Genomic DNA, 16537 nt, shown 5'->3' on the forward strand with positions numbered 1-16537 from the left:
TGCCGGGCCGGGTCACCGTTGTCCCGCACCGGATTCACCCGGCGCGTTCGTCGGCGCGGACGAACTCCGCTGCGCCAGCACGGTTTTGGTGAGCGCGGTGAGCAACGCGGTACGCCGGGGCAGCTCCGCGACGAGGACGTGCTCGTGGTCGGCGTGGGCTCCGCCGCCGACCGCGCCGAGGCCGTCGAGCGTCGGAATCCCCAGCCCCGCCGTGAAGTTGCCGTCCGACGCGCCGCCGACGGCCGCCTCGGTGAGCGGCTCGCCGGCGAGCTCCTGCGCGAGCTTGAACAGGTCTCCCGACGCCTTCCCGTCCAGGGGCGGCCGGTTGATGCCGCCGGTGATGCGGATCCGCGCGCCGGCCAGCACCGGTTCGAGACTCCGCACGGCGCGGTCGACGCGGTCCTGTTCGGCGGTGTCCCACACCCTCGCGTCGACGGCGACGCTGGCGGCGGCCGGGACGGTGTTGGTCGTCGTCCCGGCCGTCAGCGCGGTCGGCACGACGGTGGTCCCGCGGCCGGGGTCGGCGAGCGCGGCCACCGCGAGGAGCTGGTGGGCGACCTCGATCCCGGCGTTGATCCCCTTTTCCGGCTCGAGACCGGCGTGCGCGGCGCGGCCGTCGACCTCGATCCAGTACCGGGAAACCCCTTTGCGGCGTGTCTTCAGCGCACCGCCGTCGGCCGAGGCTTCGAGCACGAAGACCGCGTCGCAGCTTCGCGCCTCCTCCTCGATGAGCGGGCGGGACAGCGGTGAGCCGATCTCCTCGTCCCCGGTGACCAGGATCGACACGCCGGCGCGGTCGGGCAGCGCCGCGACGGCGTGCAGGGCCATCACCACCCCGGCTTTCATGTCGAAGCAGCCGGGTCCGCGCAGGACGCCGTCACGGACGTCGAACGGGTGAGTGCGCAGGGAACCCAGCGGCCACACGGTGTCGTGGTGGCCGAGCAGCAGGACCCGCGGCGGGCCTTCGCCGAACCGCCAGCGCAGGTGGGTGCAGCCGTCGGTGACGATGAAGTCGGGTTCGGCGCCCAGCAGACGACGGCCGACCCCGGCGACCACCTCGGCACTGCGCGCGACGGCTTCGTGGTCGTCCGACGGCGATTCGCAGCGGACGAGCGTCTCGATGTCGTCGATCACCGCGGCTCTCCTCGCAACGGCCGGCCGGGCAGCGCCTCGGTGTCGAGTTTTCCTTCGCTCACAACGGGAACGCCCGCGACGAACAGGTGCCGGACCCCGGCCGAGGGCCGCGTCGAGTCGGCGTAGGTGGCGGTGTCGGTGACCGTCTCCGGGTCGAGGACGACGATGTCCGCGTCGGCACCCGCGCCGAGGTGGCCCTTGCCGCGGGCCGCGGGCGCGACGTCGTCGAGGATCCGGGACGGCAGGGAGGAGCAGCGGCGGAACGCTTCTAGCCAGCTCCAGGAGCCGGTTTCGCGGACCATCAGCCGCAGGGTCTTGGTGAAGGTGCCCGCGGTCCGTGGGTGCGTGGTGCCGCGCGGCGGCAGCGGCCACTCGGTGCTCTCGGAACGGCCGTCCGGCCAGTACACCGGCATCGCGTCGCTGGCGACCACGGCGTCGGGGAACGCGAGAGCCTGGTGCAGCAGGCCCCTTTCGCGCGGATCGGTTTCGTCGAGGAACTCCAGCAGGCACGGCGCGCCAGGGTCTTCCCGGCGCAGCTGGCGGAGACGGGCTTCGTCACGGACACGCTCGCCGGTCTCCAGGATGACCACGCTGGACGGCTTGAGCCCCTTCATCCGCAGGCGTTCCGGGTCGATGAACGCGGCGCCGACCGCGGTGCTGCCCGCGCCGTACGGGTAGGCCTCGACGGTGACGCGGGAGCCTTCGCCGCGGGCGGTTTCGAGGGTGGCGAGCACACGGTCGATGTGCTGCCCGGACGTGCTGTTGACGTGGCAGTGGTGCATCGCGGCGCCGGTGTCCCCCGCGGCCGCGACGACCTCCACCGAGCCGTCGACCGGGATGGCCGGGTCGACCTCGACCAGCTCGCGGACGTGGGTGTAGGTGGGCACGCCGGCCTTCGCGGCGAGGTGCGCGACGGCGAGGAACTCCCCCGGCTCGGTCGCGGGCGCGTAGCCCATGAGGATGCCGATGCCCAGGGCGCCGTCCGCGAGCTCGGCTTCGAGCAGCGAGAGCCACGCGGCGAGCTCGGTCTTGCTGGAACTGCGTTGCCACCGCGGGTTTCCCAGCACGGCCAGCCCGCTGGCGATGCTCGCGTCGGGCGCGATGTCCGCGAGGACCTGGGCGCGGGCGGCGCCCCAGGACGCGGAGAAGCCGTAGTGCAGCGGCCGCCCGGCCGCGGCGGCGTCGGCGTAGGCCCGCTCGACGGGCATCAGCCCGGCTTCGAGGTCGAGGGCGGTGGTGACGCCGTCCATGGCCTGCAGCCGCTGCCCGGCGACGGAGTGCACATGGCTGTGGAGGTCGACGAAGCCCGGCCCGACCACGAGCCCGGTGACGTCGACGACGGTGGCGTCCGGCGCCTCGAGGTCCGGGCCCACGGCTTCGACCCGGTCGTCGTTCAGGAGGACGTCGGCGATGCCGTCGAAGCCGCTCCCGGGGTCCACGACCCGGCCGCCCCGCAAGAGTGTCCGCATCGGGCTGACGTTAGGAGGATTGAGGGCGGCGCCGTTCGTGCGCGCCGACGAACCGCGGCGGCGGGATTGATCCGCGCGGACGAACCCGGGTTCAGGAAGCCGGGGTCACCGGAGCCAGCAGCAAGCCGGTGATCGCGTCGATCAGCCCGGAACCCGCCTCGTCCCAGCTCGCCCGCGGAGTCGCCATGCCCTCGGCCAGCGCCCGCTCGCGCTCCGCCGTCATGTGGATCATCAGCTGGCGGGCCATGTCGCCGCGCTCCGCCCGGACATCCGCCGGGAGTCCGTCGAGACACCGGTCGAGCCCCTCGACCGCGCGGGACAGCGCAGGTGACGACAACGACTCCTCCGCGATGATCTCCCGCAGCGCCGGGTCGGTCATCACCTGGGCGCTGAAGCGGGCGAACCACGTCGGGGCGCCCAGCTCGCGCAGGTACGTCGTGCTCGGGCGGACCAGGCAGGCCACCCAGTCGCGCAGGTCGCCGTCCCCCTCGATCGCCTCGACGAGGCCGGCGCGCAGCCGTTCGATCCGCTCGGAGTGCTTGCGGACGATCGCGCGGACCAGGTCGACCTTCGTGCCGAAGTGGTAGTTCACCGCGGCGTTGTTGCCCTGCCCCGCGGCCTCGCTGATGTGCCGGTTGGACACCGCGTGCACCCCGTGCTCGGCGAAGAGCCGCTCCGCCGTCACGAGGATGCTTTCCCGCGTGGCACTCGCGCGGTCCGCCTTGACGTTCATCCGAACCACCTGGTCAGCCTGGTCGTTTACCGGGCCTCACCTTACGGAGCCGTCCGCGGTGGCGGGAATCCGGTGGACCCTGGCCGGACAGCCACTGGCCGGTCCCGGCCGCGGTTCCTACCGTCGGAGCCCATGATCGCCATCCTGGCGCCGATCCTGATCGGCCTGCTCTACGTCCTGCTGAACTCCCTCGTCGCCGAACCGCACCGGCGGAAGCTCAACGCCGTGGTCGTCGCCGGCGCGGGCGCCGCCTACCTCTCCGGCGGCGCGCTCGGGCCGTGGGAGGTCGTGTTCTGCGCCGTCATGGCCTACCTCGGCTTCCGCGGGCTCGACTCGTGGACGTTCATCGGCGTCGGCTGGCTCCTGCACACCGGCTGGGACGTCGTGCACCACCTGAAGGGCCAGCCGATCCTGCCGTTTGCCCACGACTCGTCGTTCGGCTGCGCGATCTGCGACCCCGTCATCGCGATCTGGTGCTTCACCGGCGGCCGCTCGGTCACCGCGGAGCTGCGCTCGCGGTTCCGGCGGATTGGCGCGCCGGAACCGCGGGTACCCCGGTGAGCGCCGACCCGAGGAGCCACCATGAGCGCAGACGTCGAACGCGCCGCGCACGCCTTCTGCCCGCGGTGCCACCCCGACCCTCAGCCGGGTGAGGTGCTCACCGCCCTGTGCGGGGCGCGGCACTCCTACTGGGGCCGCCGCGACCAGCGGGTGAACACCTGCCCGGCGTGCGTGACCCTGGCGGCCGCGAACGTCTACCGGTGCGGCCACCCGGGCGCGTAGCTACCCGGCGGACGCCCCCACCACCGGGACCATGATCACGAACTCGCGGCGCGAGTGCCGGATCGTGTGCCGCACCTCGCCGGTCGCCGCGAACACCTTCGCCGCGCGGATGACCACCACCGAAACCGGGGCGGCCCGGAACTGCGGGCCGCCGGCCCGGCTCATCCCCGCGGGGACGACCCGGGCCCCCGCGAGGGGTCCGGCGGCGCCTCTTCGGACGTGGGCCGCCCTCCCGGCACGACGGCCGACGCGAGCAGCGTGACGAGCGGAACCCAGGTCCGGATCGTCCTGCGCATTGTTGCCTCCCCTGTGACGTGACGCGGCACAGCGTCACCGGAGGGTCGTGTGCAAACCTTGCGGGTTTTCTGCATCACGCTGGTCCGGCGGCTGGAAACCGCCGTTTCGTCACGGTGCGTGTTCGCTCGGCAACGCGGTCTCCGCCCGCAGCGTGCGCACCAGCACCGGCGCGGCGGCCAGCAGGGCGACGCCCCGCACCGCCGCCGCCACCAGGTACGGCGCCCGCAGCCCGAGAGCGTGCGCGACCAGGCCGCCGGTGAGCGTGCCGAGGGGGATCAGGCCCCAGCCGACCAGCCGGTACACGCTGCTCACGCGGCCGAGCAGCGCCGAGGGCACCCGCTGCTGCCGCAGGCCCACCGACACGATGTTCCACAGCGTCGTCGCGAAGCCGTTCACGGCGAGGAACCCGCCGAGCACCCAGGCGTCCGGGCTCAGGCCGATGCCCGCGAACGCCCCGATGTTCACGGTCAACGCCGTCAGCAGCGCCGGCAGCGCCCCGAGCCGCGCCACCACCCGGGCGTTGACCAGGCCGCCGAGAACACCGCCGAACGCCGCCCCGGCGAGCAGGAGGCCGTACCCGCGCGGGCTGACGTGCACGACCTGCGTGGCCAGCAGCACCAGGGTCGCGTACGCGAGCTGGCCGCAGAACGTGTTGACCCCGAGCAGCACCGCAAGCGTGCGCAGCAGCCGGTGCCGCCGCAGCCAGACCAGGCCCTCGCGGACGGCGGACCGCGAAGGGCCGCCGCCGGTCCGCCGAGGCAGCTTCGCCACCAGCACGGCCGACATCGCGAACGACACGGCGTCGAGCCCGAACGGGATGGCCGCCGCGACGCCGAACAGCAGGCTGCCCAGTGGCGGGCCGGCGAACTGCTCGGCGACCGTCGTGACCACCTGCTGACGGCCGTTGGCGCGGGGCAGCAGCGGCTTCGCGACCAGGTCCGGCAGGATCGCCTGGGCCGCGCTGGTGAACACGACGTCACCCGCGCCGAGCCCGAACGCGAGGACGGCGAGGACCGGGATCCCGATCGCGTCGCAGGCGGCCAGGACGGCGGTCACGGCGACCAGCACGGCCTGCGCCGCCTGCGCGCGCCACATCAGGCCGGCCCGGTCGTGCCGGTCGGCCAGCGCGCCCGCGGGCAGGGACAGCAGCAGCCACGGCAGGTACGCCGCGGCCGAGACCAGCGAGACGAGCCGTGGGTCGTGGGTGATCGTGACGGTCAGCAGGGGCACCGCCGCGGTGAACGCGCCGGTGCCGAGGTGGTCGATGCCGGTGGCCCACCAGAGCCGCCGGTACGCCGTGGGCAAGGTCATGGCCGGAAATCCTCGGGGCGGGCGCGGACACCCGGACAGCTTTTAGCCCACATCTACATACTCGGGAACCATGGGCCTGACGATCGAACTCGGCGTCGCGGAGCTCGCGGCGACCCGCTTCGCGATCTCCCCGCTGTCGGAGACGGTCGCGTGCCTGCAGCAGCTGGGCGGGCGCGAGCGGCAGGCGAGCGCCCTGCCGTGGCTGCGCTGGGCGGAGGACGAGCTCGCCCGCGTGCCGCTGGACCTGCCGTGGACGTGGCCGCTGATCGTGAGCGACCGGCCCAACTGGCCGGAGTTCCTGGTCCCCGCGCCGCGCGGCACGGGTCCGTCCATCGAGGACGATCTGGCCGCGCTGCGGCGGACGACCGCGCGGCAGGTCCGGACCAGCCTCGGGCGGGTGTTCGGCACGGACCTGCGCGGCACCACGGCCGAGCTCGCCGAACGGCCGGCCGCCGGGTTGAAGGCGATCGCCGGTGAGCTGCGCCGGGCGCACGACCGGCTGCTCGCCCCGCACTGGCCGAGGGTCCGGGCCGTCCTCGACGCCGACGTCGCCCACCGCGCGCGGATCCTGGCCGCGGGCGGCGCGGAACGGCTGTTCGCCGGTCTGCACCCGGACCTGCGCTGGGCCGGCGGAAAGCTGTACCTGACCGGCGACCGCCTGGTGAACCGCGGTCCCGGCGGGCTCGTCCTCATCCCGGTCGCGCTCGGCTGCGCGCACGTCCTGGTCAAGCGGAGGACGTCCACGCAGACGACGGTCCGCTACCCCGCCCGCGGCCGGGGCGCCCTGTGGACCGCGGGCACCCGGCCCCCGGCGGCCGGCACGGTCCGGCTGCTCGGCCGTCCCCGCGCCGCACTCCTCGAAGCGCTGCGCTCCCCCGCCACCACGACCGACTTGGCCCGCGCCCTCGGCGTGACACCCAGCGCGGTGTCCCAGCACCTGGCCGTCCTGCGCGAAAACGGCCTGGTGGAACGGGAACGGGCCGGGCGCCAGGTCCTCTACCTGATCACGGCGCTCGGCACGTCCCTGCTCACCGGTCAGCCCAGCGAGGACAGCGGCACCGCGAACACCGCCCGCCCGCACGTCTGGCCCTGCGCCGTGCAGTCGGCGGTCGACCACTCCGACTGCGACCACACCAGCCCGGTCGACCAGTCGTAGGTGAGCGCCTCCGGGTGGACCGCCCAGCAGGCCGCCGTGGACCCGCAGGTCGCCGACGTGCTCGCCGCGGTCGTCTGGGCCCAGAGCTGGCCGTTGAGCGTCGCCGAGCTGTGCGCGACGTACCACTTGCCGTTGTGGGACAGCACGCCCTGCATGTTGCCCACGGAGCTGCGCAACGCCTCGGTCGCGGTCCCGGTCAGCAGGTAGTCCGTGCCCATCGGGTACCGGTAGAGGCGGCCGTGGAGGCTCTGGTCGGAGAAGTACTCCGTCGTCACCAGGCTGGCCGGGGTGGTGCTGCGGTCCAGGGAGATCGAGGAGAAGCACGGCACCCCGGTGTCGGAGGCCATGCTGCAGGTGCCGCCCGCGTAGCTGTAGTAGCCGACCTGCATCATCGCGTACTTGTAGGTCCACGCCGCGTACCCGCCGGCCGTCTTGCCGATCGTGTTCGACGTCGTGTCGGTCAGCTGCAGGATGTGCTTGGTGCTGAAGACGCGGATCGCGGTCGAGGTGTTGCCGACGGCGGTGACGTAGATCTTGTCGCCGTACCAGGCCATCCCGCCCATGTGCGCCTGCGCGCCGGAGAAGCTGCTGCCGGTGCTGTTCGGCACGGCCAGGTACATCATCCGGTGGGCCGCCGAGGCGGGGTCGTTGTAGTTGACGGCCTGGATCCGCGCGTCGTTGTAGCGGCCGAGCGCGTCGGTGCCGTGCCAGCCGGACAGGATGATCTTGTCCGCGCCCCACATCCCGTCGTCGTCGGCGTCGCCGGAGGTCGTGATGCCCTGCGGGACCCAGGTGGTGCTGCCCGCGCGTTCGGCGTCCCAGCACAACGACTTCGCCGCCACCGGCGCCTTGGGCAGCGCGGCCTTCTCGGCGCTCGTGCAGCCGGTCATCGCGTAGCTGGGGTCGTTGACGACGGTGTTGAGGCTGACGTTCGGCAGCGCGTTGTCCAGCGCGGTCAGCGCAGCGGCCGGTGTCGCGTGCCAGACGAGGTTCTGCTTGGCCGTCGTGGTCAGCGGGTCGCTGTAGGCGGCGCTCGCCGTCCCGGGCAGCGCCAGCGCGCCGGCGACCACGGCCAGCGCGAGGAGGAGGACTTTCGGAGTTCGCATGGCGGCATTACGCCGGACGCGGGTCCAAAATCCGTACAACGATCGTACTAGTCGGCCAGCGACAGCACCGTCCGCGCCTGTTCGACCATGGCGACGTCGAGGAAGGTCCCGTCGGCGAGGGCGATCGCGCCGACCCCGGCCGCCGTCGCGCCCGCGACCCGCTCGATGACCTCGCGCGCCCGCGAAACCTCTTGCGGGGTCGGCAGGAACGCCGCGCGGATCGTCGCCAGCTGGACCGGGTGGATCGCCGTCCGGCCGCGGAACCCGAGCGCCCGGCCCGCCCGGCAGGACGCCGCCAGCCCGTCGAGGTCACGGACGTTCGCGTACGCCGACATCGCGGGCGGCGAAAGCCGCGCCGCCCGGGCCGCGACGATCACCCGGCTGCGCGCCCAGGTCAGCCCGGCGTCGTCGGCCACGCCCAGATCCGAGCGCAGGTCGGCCTCACCGAGCCCGATCGACGCGATCCGCGGGGACGCCGTCGCGATCTCCAGCGCCCGTTCGACGCCCAGCGCCGACTCGATCAGCGGGTGCAGCGCCCGGCCCGGCACCACGGCCGCGATCGCCAGGACTTCCTCGGGCGACTCGACCTTCGGCAGCCGCACGCCCACGTCGAGCGGCAAGTGCGTGACCGCGGCCAGGTCGGCTTCGTGCCACGGCGTGCTGGGGTGGTTGACCCGCACCTGCACCGGACGCGCCGGCGAGGCGAGCAGCTCCAGCACGTTCGCCCGGGCTTCGTCGTTGCGCGCCGGGGCGACCGCGTCCTCGAGGTCGACGAGCACGACGTCCGCCTCGGACGCCAGCGCCTTGCGCACCCGGTCCGGGCGGTCGGCCGGCGCGTAGAGGAACGTCAGCGGCGGGCTCACACCGCACCCCGGTCCCGCAGCTCGGCCACCCGCTCCGGCGAGAATCCCAGCTCGCCCAGGACCGCGTCGGTGTCGGCGCCGTGCGGCCGTCCGGTGAAGCCGATGACACCGTCGTGGCCCGAGAGCCGGAACAGCGGGCCCTGCATGAGCATCGGCCCCAGCTCGGGGTCGTCGATCTCGTGGATCGTGCCGAGCGCGCGGAACTGCGGGTCCTCGACGATGTCGGCGGCGTCGTAGATCGGCGCGACCGCCGCCTGCGCCGCCTCGAACGCCGTGACGACCTCGTCGCGCGTGCGCTGGCCGATCCACTTCCCGACGGCCTCGTCGAGCTCGTCGGCGTGCCGCGCCCGGTCGGCCCCGCTGGCGAACCACGGCTCGTCGGCCAGGTCCGGCCGCCCGACCATGCGGACGACCCGCTCGGCGATGGACTGGGCCGACGTCGACACCGCGACCCACTGCCCGTCGGCGGTGCGGTAGGTGTTGCGCGGCGCGTTGTTGGTCGACCGGTTGCCGGTGCGCGGCTGCACGGTCCGCAGCTGGTCCCAGCGCGTGATCTGCGGGCCGAGCATGGCCAGCATGGGCTCGATGATCGCGGTGTCGACGACCTGCCCGCGGCCGGTGTGCTCGCGCGAAGCGAGGGCGACCATGACCGCGTACGCCGTGGCCAGCGACGCGACGCCGTCGGCGAGCCCGAACGGTGGCAGCGTCGGCCGGCCGTCCGGCTCCCCGGTGGTCGCGGCGAACCCGCTCATCGCCTCGGCGAGCGTCCCGAAGCCGGGCCGGGTCCGATAAGGACCGAGCTGCCCGAAGCCGGTGACCCGCGCGAGCACGAGCCGCGGGTTCCAGTCCGCCAGCTCGTCGTACCCGAGCCGCCAGCGTTCCAAAGTCCCCGGGCGGAAGTTCTCGATGACGACGTCCGCCGTGGCGGCCAGCGCGAGGAAGACCTCACGGCCGCCTTCGCTGCCGAGGTCCGCGGTCACCGTGCGCTTGTTGCGGCCGAGCGTCTTCCACCACAGGTTGACCCCGTCCTTCGCTGCGCCGTGCGTGCGTGACGGGTCGGGCTTGCGCGGGTGCTCGACCTTGATCACCTCGGCGCCCATGTCACCCAGGTGCATCGCGGCCATCGGACCGGCGAAGAGCGTGGACGCGTCGACGACCCGCAGGCCGGCCAGCGCCCCGGCGGCGGGATCACGGGAGACCGTCACGCCGTCACCTCCCAGGCGCACCGGAAGCCGACCGTCGCACTGCGCGCGAGGCCGAAGCCCGGGAGCAGGAGCTTCACGGTGTAGTCCGGTTCGTGGCGGCCGCCTTCGACGTACCATTCGGAACCTTCGGCCCGGTGGTCGCTGCCGCCCTTGAGCATCACGAACCGGGTCCGGCCGTCGGAGTGCTCGCTTTCGGTCCAGTTCCACACGGCCGGGGTGCCGCGGCGAAGCCGCTCCCCCGCCAGCTGCCATTCGTCTTCGGTCGGTAGGCGGCCGCCACGCCAGGCGCAGTACGCGCGGGCGTCGTCGAGGTCGACGTGGGTCACCGGCTCGTCCGGGGCTCCCGGCTGCCTCGGCTCCTGACCGGTGGCGGCCAGGAACTCCGCGTACTGCGCGTTGGTCACTTCGGTGACGCCGACCGCGACGGCCGTGGTCAGTTCGCCTTCGCGCTGCAGGGTGCGGGCGTCGTGCAGGCGCGGCGGGAGCGGCTTCCATTCGTCCACATAGGGCGCTCCCTGGTACATGCCGGTCTCGCGAGCGCGGTACCGAACAGTCAGCACGTACGGCCCGGCCGGGACGACAACGGCTTCCGGCTCGGGTGTTCCGGTAGTCCTTTGTGGGCTCACTCGGGTCGCGATCCGGTGCGGGAAGCTGGCGTCCGGGTCGTGGGGCAGCTCCGGGAGGTCGGGCCGCCACCCCTCCGCGGTGGCGCCGATACCCCGCGCCGGTACGCCGCCCAGGAGGTCGGTGCCGGGCAGCGGGCCGTGGTAGTCGGTGTCACCGCGGTTGACGAACGTCCAGAGGATCTTGCCGTCGAGTTCCCACTTCGCCGCGTAAACACCGGCGGCTTCGGCTTCGGGCGGCAGCTCGGCCAGCGGCGTCCAGTCGCCGTCGAGCAGCAGGTCCTCGGCGGCACGCTGGACGGCGACCATCCGGCGCACGGTGGCGGCGTCGCGCGGTGACCAGCCGACCCACACCCCGAAGACGACCTCCCACACCATGACCCCGACACCGTTGAGCCACGCGGACTGCAGCTCCTCGGTGTGGTCGCGGTGCCAGCGGCGGACGTGGTGCTGCATGTGCCGCCGCTCGTACCAGTGCGCCCGCAGGACGCCGGGCACGGGCGAGTCGGCGAAGAACTGGGCCCACGACGCCGCGTGGTCCTCGATCCGCTCGACCGCCAGCTTGGACTCGCCTTCGAGCACGATGCCCGGCCGGGCGGCTTCCAGGCGCTCGACGAAGTCCGGTTCGGCCTTCTTGAGCGTGTCGAGGAAAACTCCGTCGGCCTGGAGGTCGGCGACCAGGGAGGCGAGTTCGGTGAGGTCGTCGCCGCCGCGGCGGGTGCCGACGTCCCAGGGGTTGTAGTCGACGAAGACGTACAACCCGTTCTCGTGCAACGTGGCGACCAGTTCGGTCAGGCCGGGGACGTCGCGGTAGAAGTCCCACTGGTTGCGGTCGTCGAGGCCGATCACCGGGTAGGCGTGCCAGAGCACCACGGCGTCGAGCCCGCCGAAGCGCTGCCGCGCGTCGGCGAGGAACCGCTCCGGGGTGAACTTGCGCTCCTCGAAGGAGTAGAGCAGTTCGTCCCACAGCCAGACTTGGGCGACGGTGTGGCAGGTCGCGGCCCACGCCCCGCCGGGACGCTCGTAGGCCGCGCCGGTGTAGGCGTGCCGCTTCCGGGCGTCTTCGCGCCACGCGTGCAGCTTCTCCCGCCACGCGGGCCGGTCGGCCGGGTCGGCGGGCGCGGCGAAGATCTTGGCTTCGTCCAAATCGGACAGCGGGCCGCGGACCTCGGTGGGCCGGTCGATCGGCCGCGGGACGAGTGGGTCGAACGTGAAGGTCATCGTGGTTTTCCTCCGACCGCCAGCGCGGCGACCTCGACGGCGGTGGGCACGGCCTCCTGCGCACCGGGCCGGGTGACGGCCAGCGCCCCGGCGGCCGACGCCAGCCGCGCGGCCTCGGGCAGGTCGCGGCCCTGGGCCAGCGCGGCCGCGAGCACCCCGCAGAACGTGTCGCCGGCGCCGGTGGTGTCGACGGCGTCGACGCGGATCCCGGGCACCCGCACCGGGTCGTGGTCCTGGCGGAGCACCACACAGCCTTCGCCGCCGAGGGTGACCACCACCGCGGGGACACGCTTGAGCAGCGCTTCGGGCTCACCGGCGAGGTCGGCGGCTTCGTGCTCGTTGACCACGAGCAGGTCCACGGCCGCCCACAGCTCGTCCGGCAGCTCCCGGGACGGCGCGGCGTTGAGGATCATGAGTGCGTTCGCCCGCCGCGCCGCGGCGGCCGCGTCCACCACGTCGAGCGGGATCTCCAGCTGGGCAAGGACGACGTCGGCTTCGGCGATCCGTTCGGCTTGCGCCGCGCCGATCCGGACGTGGTCGTTCGCCCCGGGAGCGACCACGATGGCGTTCTCGCCGTCCGGGGAGACGGTGATGAACGCCGTCCCGGTGGGCGTGTCGGCCCGTTCGATCAGGTCGGTCCGGACCCCGGCCCCACCGAGCGAGACGAGGATGAGGTCGGCGGCTTCGTCTTCGCCGAGCGCGCCGACGAAGGTGGTGTCGGCACCCCCGGCCCACGCGGCGGCGACGGCCTGGTTCGCGCCTTTGCCACCGGGACTGCGGCGGAGCCGGCCACCGAGGATGGTCTCCCCGGCTTTCGGCGGCCGAGGCGCGTCAACAACCAGGTCGACGTTGGCCGAGCCGACAACCACAACCTTGCCGGTCATGACACCTCCGCCAGGGCAGCTGTGCGGGCCGCCAGGTCCTCGATCCGGCGCTCCCCTCCGGGCAGCGACGTCGCGATCCGGCCGTCCAGCGGCTTCGCCCAGTACTCGTCCACCCCGCTCAACGCACCCACCACGCCGCCGACCGTCGCGGCCGCGGAGTCGGTGTCCCAGCCCGCCGTCACCGCGATCGCGATACTCGGCCCGAACTCCCCGGCGCCCTTGGCCAGCGCGTAGGCGATCACCGCCGCGTTGTTGAGCACGTGCACCCAATGCAGCTCACCGTAGGCCGCGTGCAGCCGGTCGAGTCCACTTCGGACATCACCCGAAACTGCCGCGTCCCGTCCCAGCTGGACGGCCGAAGCCAGCGCGCTGCCCGGCGGGACCACCGACGCCGCCGCGTCGAGCACCTCGTCCACCGTGTCGCACACCATCGCCGCCGAAGCGAGGGCCGCCGACCACATCGCGCCGTACACGCCGTTGCGCGTGTGGCTCAACCGGGCGTCCGTCCACGCCAGCCGCGCCGCCGAACGGACGTCGCCCGGGCAGATCCAGCCGAACACGTCCGCGCGGATCAGCGCGCCGATCCACTCCCGGAACGGGTTGTGAAACGTCGCGGTGTCCGGACGCGCGTCCAGCAGGTTCCGGTACGCCGCCCGCTCCGCCGTGAACACCCGGCCCGCCGGGAGGTTGTCCAGCCACAGCTGCGCGACGTCGCCGGTCGTGAAGTCCCGGCCCTGGGACTCCACAAGGGACAGTGCGAGCATCGGGTAGTTGAGGTCGTCGTCCTCGGGCATCCCGGCGATGTTCTCCTCGAGCGACGTCGGGGCCGACCGCCGGTTCCACGGCCACCGCGCGGCCACCTCGGCGGGCAGGCCCACCGCCGTGAACCAGCCCGAAAGCGGCCACCGGCCGGTCGCGCGGAGGATCTCCTCGATGCCGTCGCGCGGGATCTTCTCCACCGGCTTGCCGAGCAGGCACCCGGCGGCCCGGCCGGTCCACGCCCCGAGCTCGCGGCCACGGGAGCCACGCGGCAGCGAAGGCGCGGCCGGCAGCCCCAGCTCGTCCCACGACGGCTCGGCGGAAACCACGGAAAGCTCGTCGAGCAGCTCCCGCGCCAGCGCCCGCAGCTCGGGACGCGCCGGGCCCGCGCCGCTCACCGCCGGCGCCGGGTCACCGCCGGCGGCGACCCACCGGTCCCGCGCCGCGGTGACGTCCTTGCCCTCCGCGCGGGACTGCACCAGCTCGTGCGGGAGCAGGTCCTCGGGCTGGGCCCAGGTCAGCCTCACGCCGTCTCCTCGAGGAACGCGGCACGCGCCTGCGCGCGCTTCCGGTCGGCCCGCAGGATGTCGGCCGCCGCCGAGGCCAGCAGGTGCCCGGTCTCCCGCAGGTCCATCCGGCTGGCGTCACCGATGTCGTCGACCCAGTCCTTCGGCACGACGGCGGTCCCGCCGAGCCCGGCGCAGATCGCCGCCGCCATGACGGCGATCGAGTCGGCGTCACGGCCGTAGTTGACGGCGGCGAGCACCGCCCCGCGGAAGTCGCCCCGGTGCGCGAGCACGAACGCCAGCGCGGCGGGCAGCTCCTCGATGGACTTCGTCCGCGACGGCCGCCTCGCGTCGAGGGACATCTGCCGGTAGTGCGGTCCCACCGAGTCGAACGGCGCGACGGTCTCCCGGACGAGCGCGGCCAGCTCCCGTTCTTCGGTGTCGGTGGCCGGGGGGACGGCCCGGCCACCGAACTCTGCGACGACGGCCCGCAGCGCCGCCGCGGTCCCGTCGTGGGCGACCTCCAGCGCCGCCCTGACGACGTCGTCGAGCGACGCGCCCGGCGCGACCGCGGCCGCGACCATGGCGGCCAGCACTCCCGCCGCCTCGCGCCCGTAGCTCGACTGGTGCGCGGCGGTCAGGTCGATCGCCTCGGCGTACGCGGCCCGCGGATCACCTGCGTTCACCACACCCACCGGAGCGACGTACATCGCCGCGCCACAGTTGACCACGTTGCCCACGCCCGCTTCCCGCGGGTCGACGTGTCCATAGTGGAGTCTCGCGACGATCCACTTCTCCGCGAGGAACACCCGCTGCAGCAGCAACGCCGTCGACTCCAGCTCCGGCACCCAGCGCGGCTCGCCGATCATCAGCGGCACCAGGTCCTCGGCCATCGCGTACGCGTCGAGGTGCTCACGGCGCTTCGCGTACACCTCGACCAGCGCCCGCGTCATGAGGGTGTCGTCGGTGACGTGCCCGTCGCCCTTGTGGTAGGGCGCGATCGGGCGGGCGTCGCGCCAGTCGGCGTACCACGGCCCGACGATGCCGGTCACCCGCCCGCCGTGCCGCTCTTCGATCTGCTCGGGCGTCCACCCTTCGGTGGCGCCGCCGAGGGCGTCCCCGACGGCCGCGCCGGTGATCACCGCGACGGCCCGGTCTTCCAGCCAGGTCAAGAATCCGCTCCTGTCACTTGCTGACGCTCTTCCAGCCGTCTTCCAACTGCTTGGCGAGGCCGGCCGCGTCGATCTTCTGCCCGAGGAACTGCTGGTACGCCGGGGTCGCGACGGTGTCCTTCCACTGCGCGTACTTGCCGGCGAACAGGTAGGGCGCCGAGGTCAGGTACTCCCCCGACGCGAGGATCGCGTTCCAGCCGTTCTTCGCGCCGAGCTTGGCCGTCAGCGCCTGCCGCGCGGACGTCGTCGGCGGGATCAGCGCGTCGGCCTCGTTGATCGCGGCGAGGTTGTCGGTGCCGGTGAAGAAGTCCACGAACTCCGCGGCCTCCTTGACGTGCGCCGAGTCCTTGTTCACCGAGAGGGTCTGCGGGTTGGCCGCCTGCGCGGGCCCGGCCGAGCCGGCCAGCGGCGGCAGCACGACCCAGTCGAAGCCCTTCGGCGCGTCCTTCGCGATGTTGGCCGCCTGGTAGGAACCCTGGACGGTCATGGCGACCTGACCGGCGTAGAACGGCGCGAGCGCCTTGGTGCCCGACTGCGTCAGCGTGACCGGCAGGATCGACTTGTCCTGGTGCGCCATGGCGTCCACGAGCTGCGGCAGCGCCTGCTCACCCTGGCCGACACTCAGGTTCGCCTTGTCCCCCGTGCCCTCGAAGTACTTGCCGCCGAACCCGGGGGCCAGCGCGACGAACGCCGCGGTCGGGCTGGACAGGCCCCAGCCGAGACCGAACCTGCCGTCCCTGGTGGTCGCCTTGGCGATCTGGCGCAGCTGGTCCCAGCTCATCGTGGCGCCGGTCGGGACCGTGACGCCGGCCTGCTGCAGCTGGGTCTTGTTCGCGAAGACCACATAGGACTGCAGCTCGGTCGGGGCCGCGATCACCTTGCCGTCGACGGTCACCGAGTCGAGCACGCCCTTGGGGATGTCGCTGCGCTTCTGCTCGGGCAGGTACTGCGTGAGGTCCGCGAGGTAGCCGTCGGTGGCGAACGGCGCGATGCCCGCGGCCTCGTAGTGCACGATGTCCGGCGCGGTGCCCGCGTTGAACTGGGTGATCAGCTTGTCGTAGACGCCGTCCCAGCCCGCCTGGACGATCTTGACCTGCGTGTCCGGGTGGGCCTTGTTCCAGTCCCCGACGATCTTCTGCGTCGCCGCGATCGCGGCGGGCTGGTCGGACAGGGACTGGAAGGTGAGGGTGACGGGGCCGTCCCCGCTGTCGCCGCTCCCGCTGCCGCACGCGGCGAGCAGCAGGCCGGTGACCGTCAGTGCGGTGGCTGCGAGCAAACGTCGTGTCTTCATCGACCGACCTTTCGGACTTTTCTT

The 16537-nt window shown here is 73.2% G+C and carries 15 protein-coding genes; 3 read left to right on the plus strand and 12 right to left on the minus strand.

Translation table 11 applies throughout. The annotated features are described in order from the left end of the window. Window positions 1–12 precede the first annotated feature (12 nt). From ACZ63E_RS17960 to ACZ63E_RS17970, 3 genes are all read right to left on the minus strand, one after another. Window positions 13–1134 carry a M20 family metallopeptidase gene (locus tag ACZ63E_RS17960; protein WP_465337129.1) on the minus strand — a complete coding sequence of 374 codons (1122 nt, stop codon included), beginning with the start codon at window positions 1132–1134 and terminating at the stop codon, window positions 13–15. Beyond that, entirely contained in the window at window positions 1131–2603 is a 1473-nt protein-coding gene (locus ACZ63E_RS17965) for an amidohydrolase family protein (RefSeq protein WP_465337130.1), read from the minus strand. Before ACZ63E_RS17965 ends, ACZ63E_RS17960 begins: the two co-directional genes overlap by 4 nt. A gap of 91 nt (window positions 2604–2694) precedes the next feature. Further along, window positions 2695–3336 carry a TetR/AcrR family transcriptional regulator gene (locus ACZ63E_RS17970; protein WP_465305737.1) on the minus strand — a complete coding sequence of 214 codons (642 nt, stop codon included), beginning with the start codon at window positions 3334–3336 and terminating at the stop codon, window positions 2695–2697. A gap of 132 nt (window positions 3337–3468) precedes the next feature. Between ACZ63E_RS17970 and ACZ63E_RS17975 the strand changes: the two genes are divergently transcribed. Then, window positions 3469–3897: a DUF6010 family protein gene (locus ACZ63E_RS17975; RefSeq protein ID WP_465337132.1), complete on the plus strand. Its 429-nt coding sequence runs from the start codon at window positions 3469–3471 to the stop codon at window positions 3895–3897. A gap of 21 nt (window positions 3898–3918) precedes the next feature. Continuing rightward, window positions 3919–4119 carry a hypothetical protein gene (locus ACZ63E_RS17980; RefSeq protein WP_465305741.1) on the plus strand — a complete coding sequence of 67 codons (201 nt, stop codon included), beginning with the start codon at window positions 3919–3921 and terminating at the stop codon, window positions 4117–4119. On the opposite strand, the gene ACZ63E_RS17985 is transcribed toward ACZ63E_RS17980, so the two are convergent. Beyond that, entirely contained in the window at window positions 4120–4284 is a 165-nt protein-coding gene (locus ACZ63E_RS17985; protein ID WP_465337134.1) for a hypothetical protein, read from the minus strand. It lies immediately after the preceding gene. 240 nt (window positions 4285–4524) lie between these two features. Further along, entirely contained in the window at window positions 4525–5727 is a 1203-nt protein-coding gene (locus ACZ63E_RS17990) for an MFS transporter (RefSeq protein WP_465337135.1), read from the minus strand. Window positions 5728–5797: 70 nt separating this feature from the next. On the opposite strand from ACZ63E_RS17990, the gene ACZ63E_RS17995 reads away from it, so the two are divergent. Continuing rightward, window positions 5798–6883 carry an ArsR/SmtB family transcription factor gene (locus ACZ63E_RS17995; RefSeq protein ID WP_465337137.1) on the plus strand — a complete coding sequence of 362 codons (1086 nt, stop codon included), beginning with the start codon at window positions 5798–5800 and terminating at the stop codon, window positions 6881–6883. A gap of 1153 nt (window positions 6884–8036) precedes the next feature. On the opposite strand, the gene ACZ63E_RS18000 is transcribed toward ACZ63E_RS17995, so the two are convergent. Genes ACZ63E_RS18000 through ACZ63E_RS18030 form a run of 7 tightly spaced genes read right to left on the minus strand, consistent with a single transcriptional unit; the run spans window position 8037 to window position 16513 of the window. Beyond that, a complete protein-coding gene (locus tag ACZ63E_RS18000; protein WP_465337138.1) occupies window positions 8037–8852 on the minus strand; it encodes an HpcH/HpaI aldolase/citrate lyase family protein in 816 nt (271 codons plus the stop codon). Further along, window positions 8849–10057, minus strand: a complete 1209-nt coding sequence (locus ACZ63E_RS18005) for a CaiB/BaiF CoA transferase family protein (RefSeq protein ID WP_465337139.1) — start codon at window positions 10055–10057, stop codon at window positions 8849–8851. Before ACZ63E_RS18005 ends, ACZ63E_RS18000 begins: the two co-directional genes overlap by 4 nt. Beyond that, entirely contained in the window at window positions 10054–11901 is a 1848-nt protein-coding gene (locus ACZ63E_RS18010; protein WP_465337140.1) for a formylglycine-generating enzyme family protein, read from the minus strand. The genes ACZ63E_RS18005 and ACZ63E_RS18010 overlap by 4 nt, the downstream gene beginning before the upstream one ends. Then, the gene (locus tag ACZ63E_RS18015) at window positions 11898–12785 is read right to left on the minus strand and encodes a ribokinase (protein WP_465337142.1); all 888 of its coding nucleotides are present in this window, start codon (window positions 12783–12785) and stop codon (window positions 11898–11900) included. The genes ACZ63E_RS18010 and ACZ63E_RS18015 overlap by 4 nt, the downstream gene beginning before the upstream one ends. After that, the gene (locus ACZ63E_RS18020) at window positions 12782–14071 is read right to left on the minus strand and encodes an ADP-ribosylglycohydrolase family protein (protein ID WP_465337143.1); all 1290 of its coding nucleotides are present in this window, start codon (window positions 14069–14071) and stop codon (window positions 12782–12784) included. Before ACZ63E_RS18020 ends, ACZ63E_RS18015 begins: the two co-directional genes overlap by 4 nt. Continuing rightward, window positions 14068–15222 carry an ADP-ribosylglycohydrolase family protein gene (locus ACZ63E_RS18025; protein ID WP_465337145.1) on the minus strand — a complete coding sequence of 385 codons (1155 nt, stop codon included), beginning with the start codon at window positions 15220–15222 and terminating at the stop codon, window positions 14068–14070. The genes ACZ63E_RS18020 and ACZ63E_RS18025 overlap by 4 nt, the downstream gene beginning before the upstream one ends. A gap of 13 nt (window positions 15223–15235) precedes the next feature. Next, window positions 15236–16513 carry an ABC transporter substrate-binding protein gene (locus ACZ63E_RS18030; protein WP_465337146.1) on the minus strand — a complete coding sequence of 426 codons (1278 nt, stop codon included), beginning with the start codon at window positions 16511–16513 and terminating at the stop codon, window positions 15236–15238. Window positions 16514–16537: the final 24 nt, after the last annotated feature.

The organism is Amycolatopsis sp. NPDC104819, assembly GCF_055583145.1.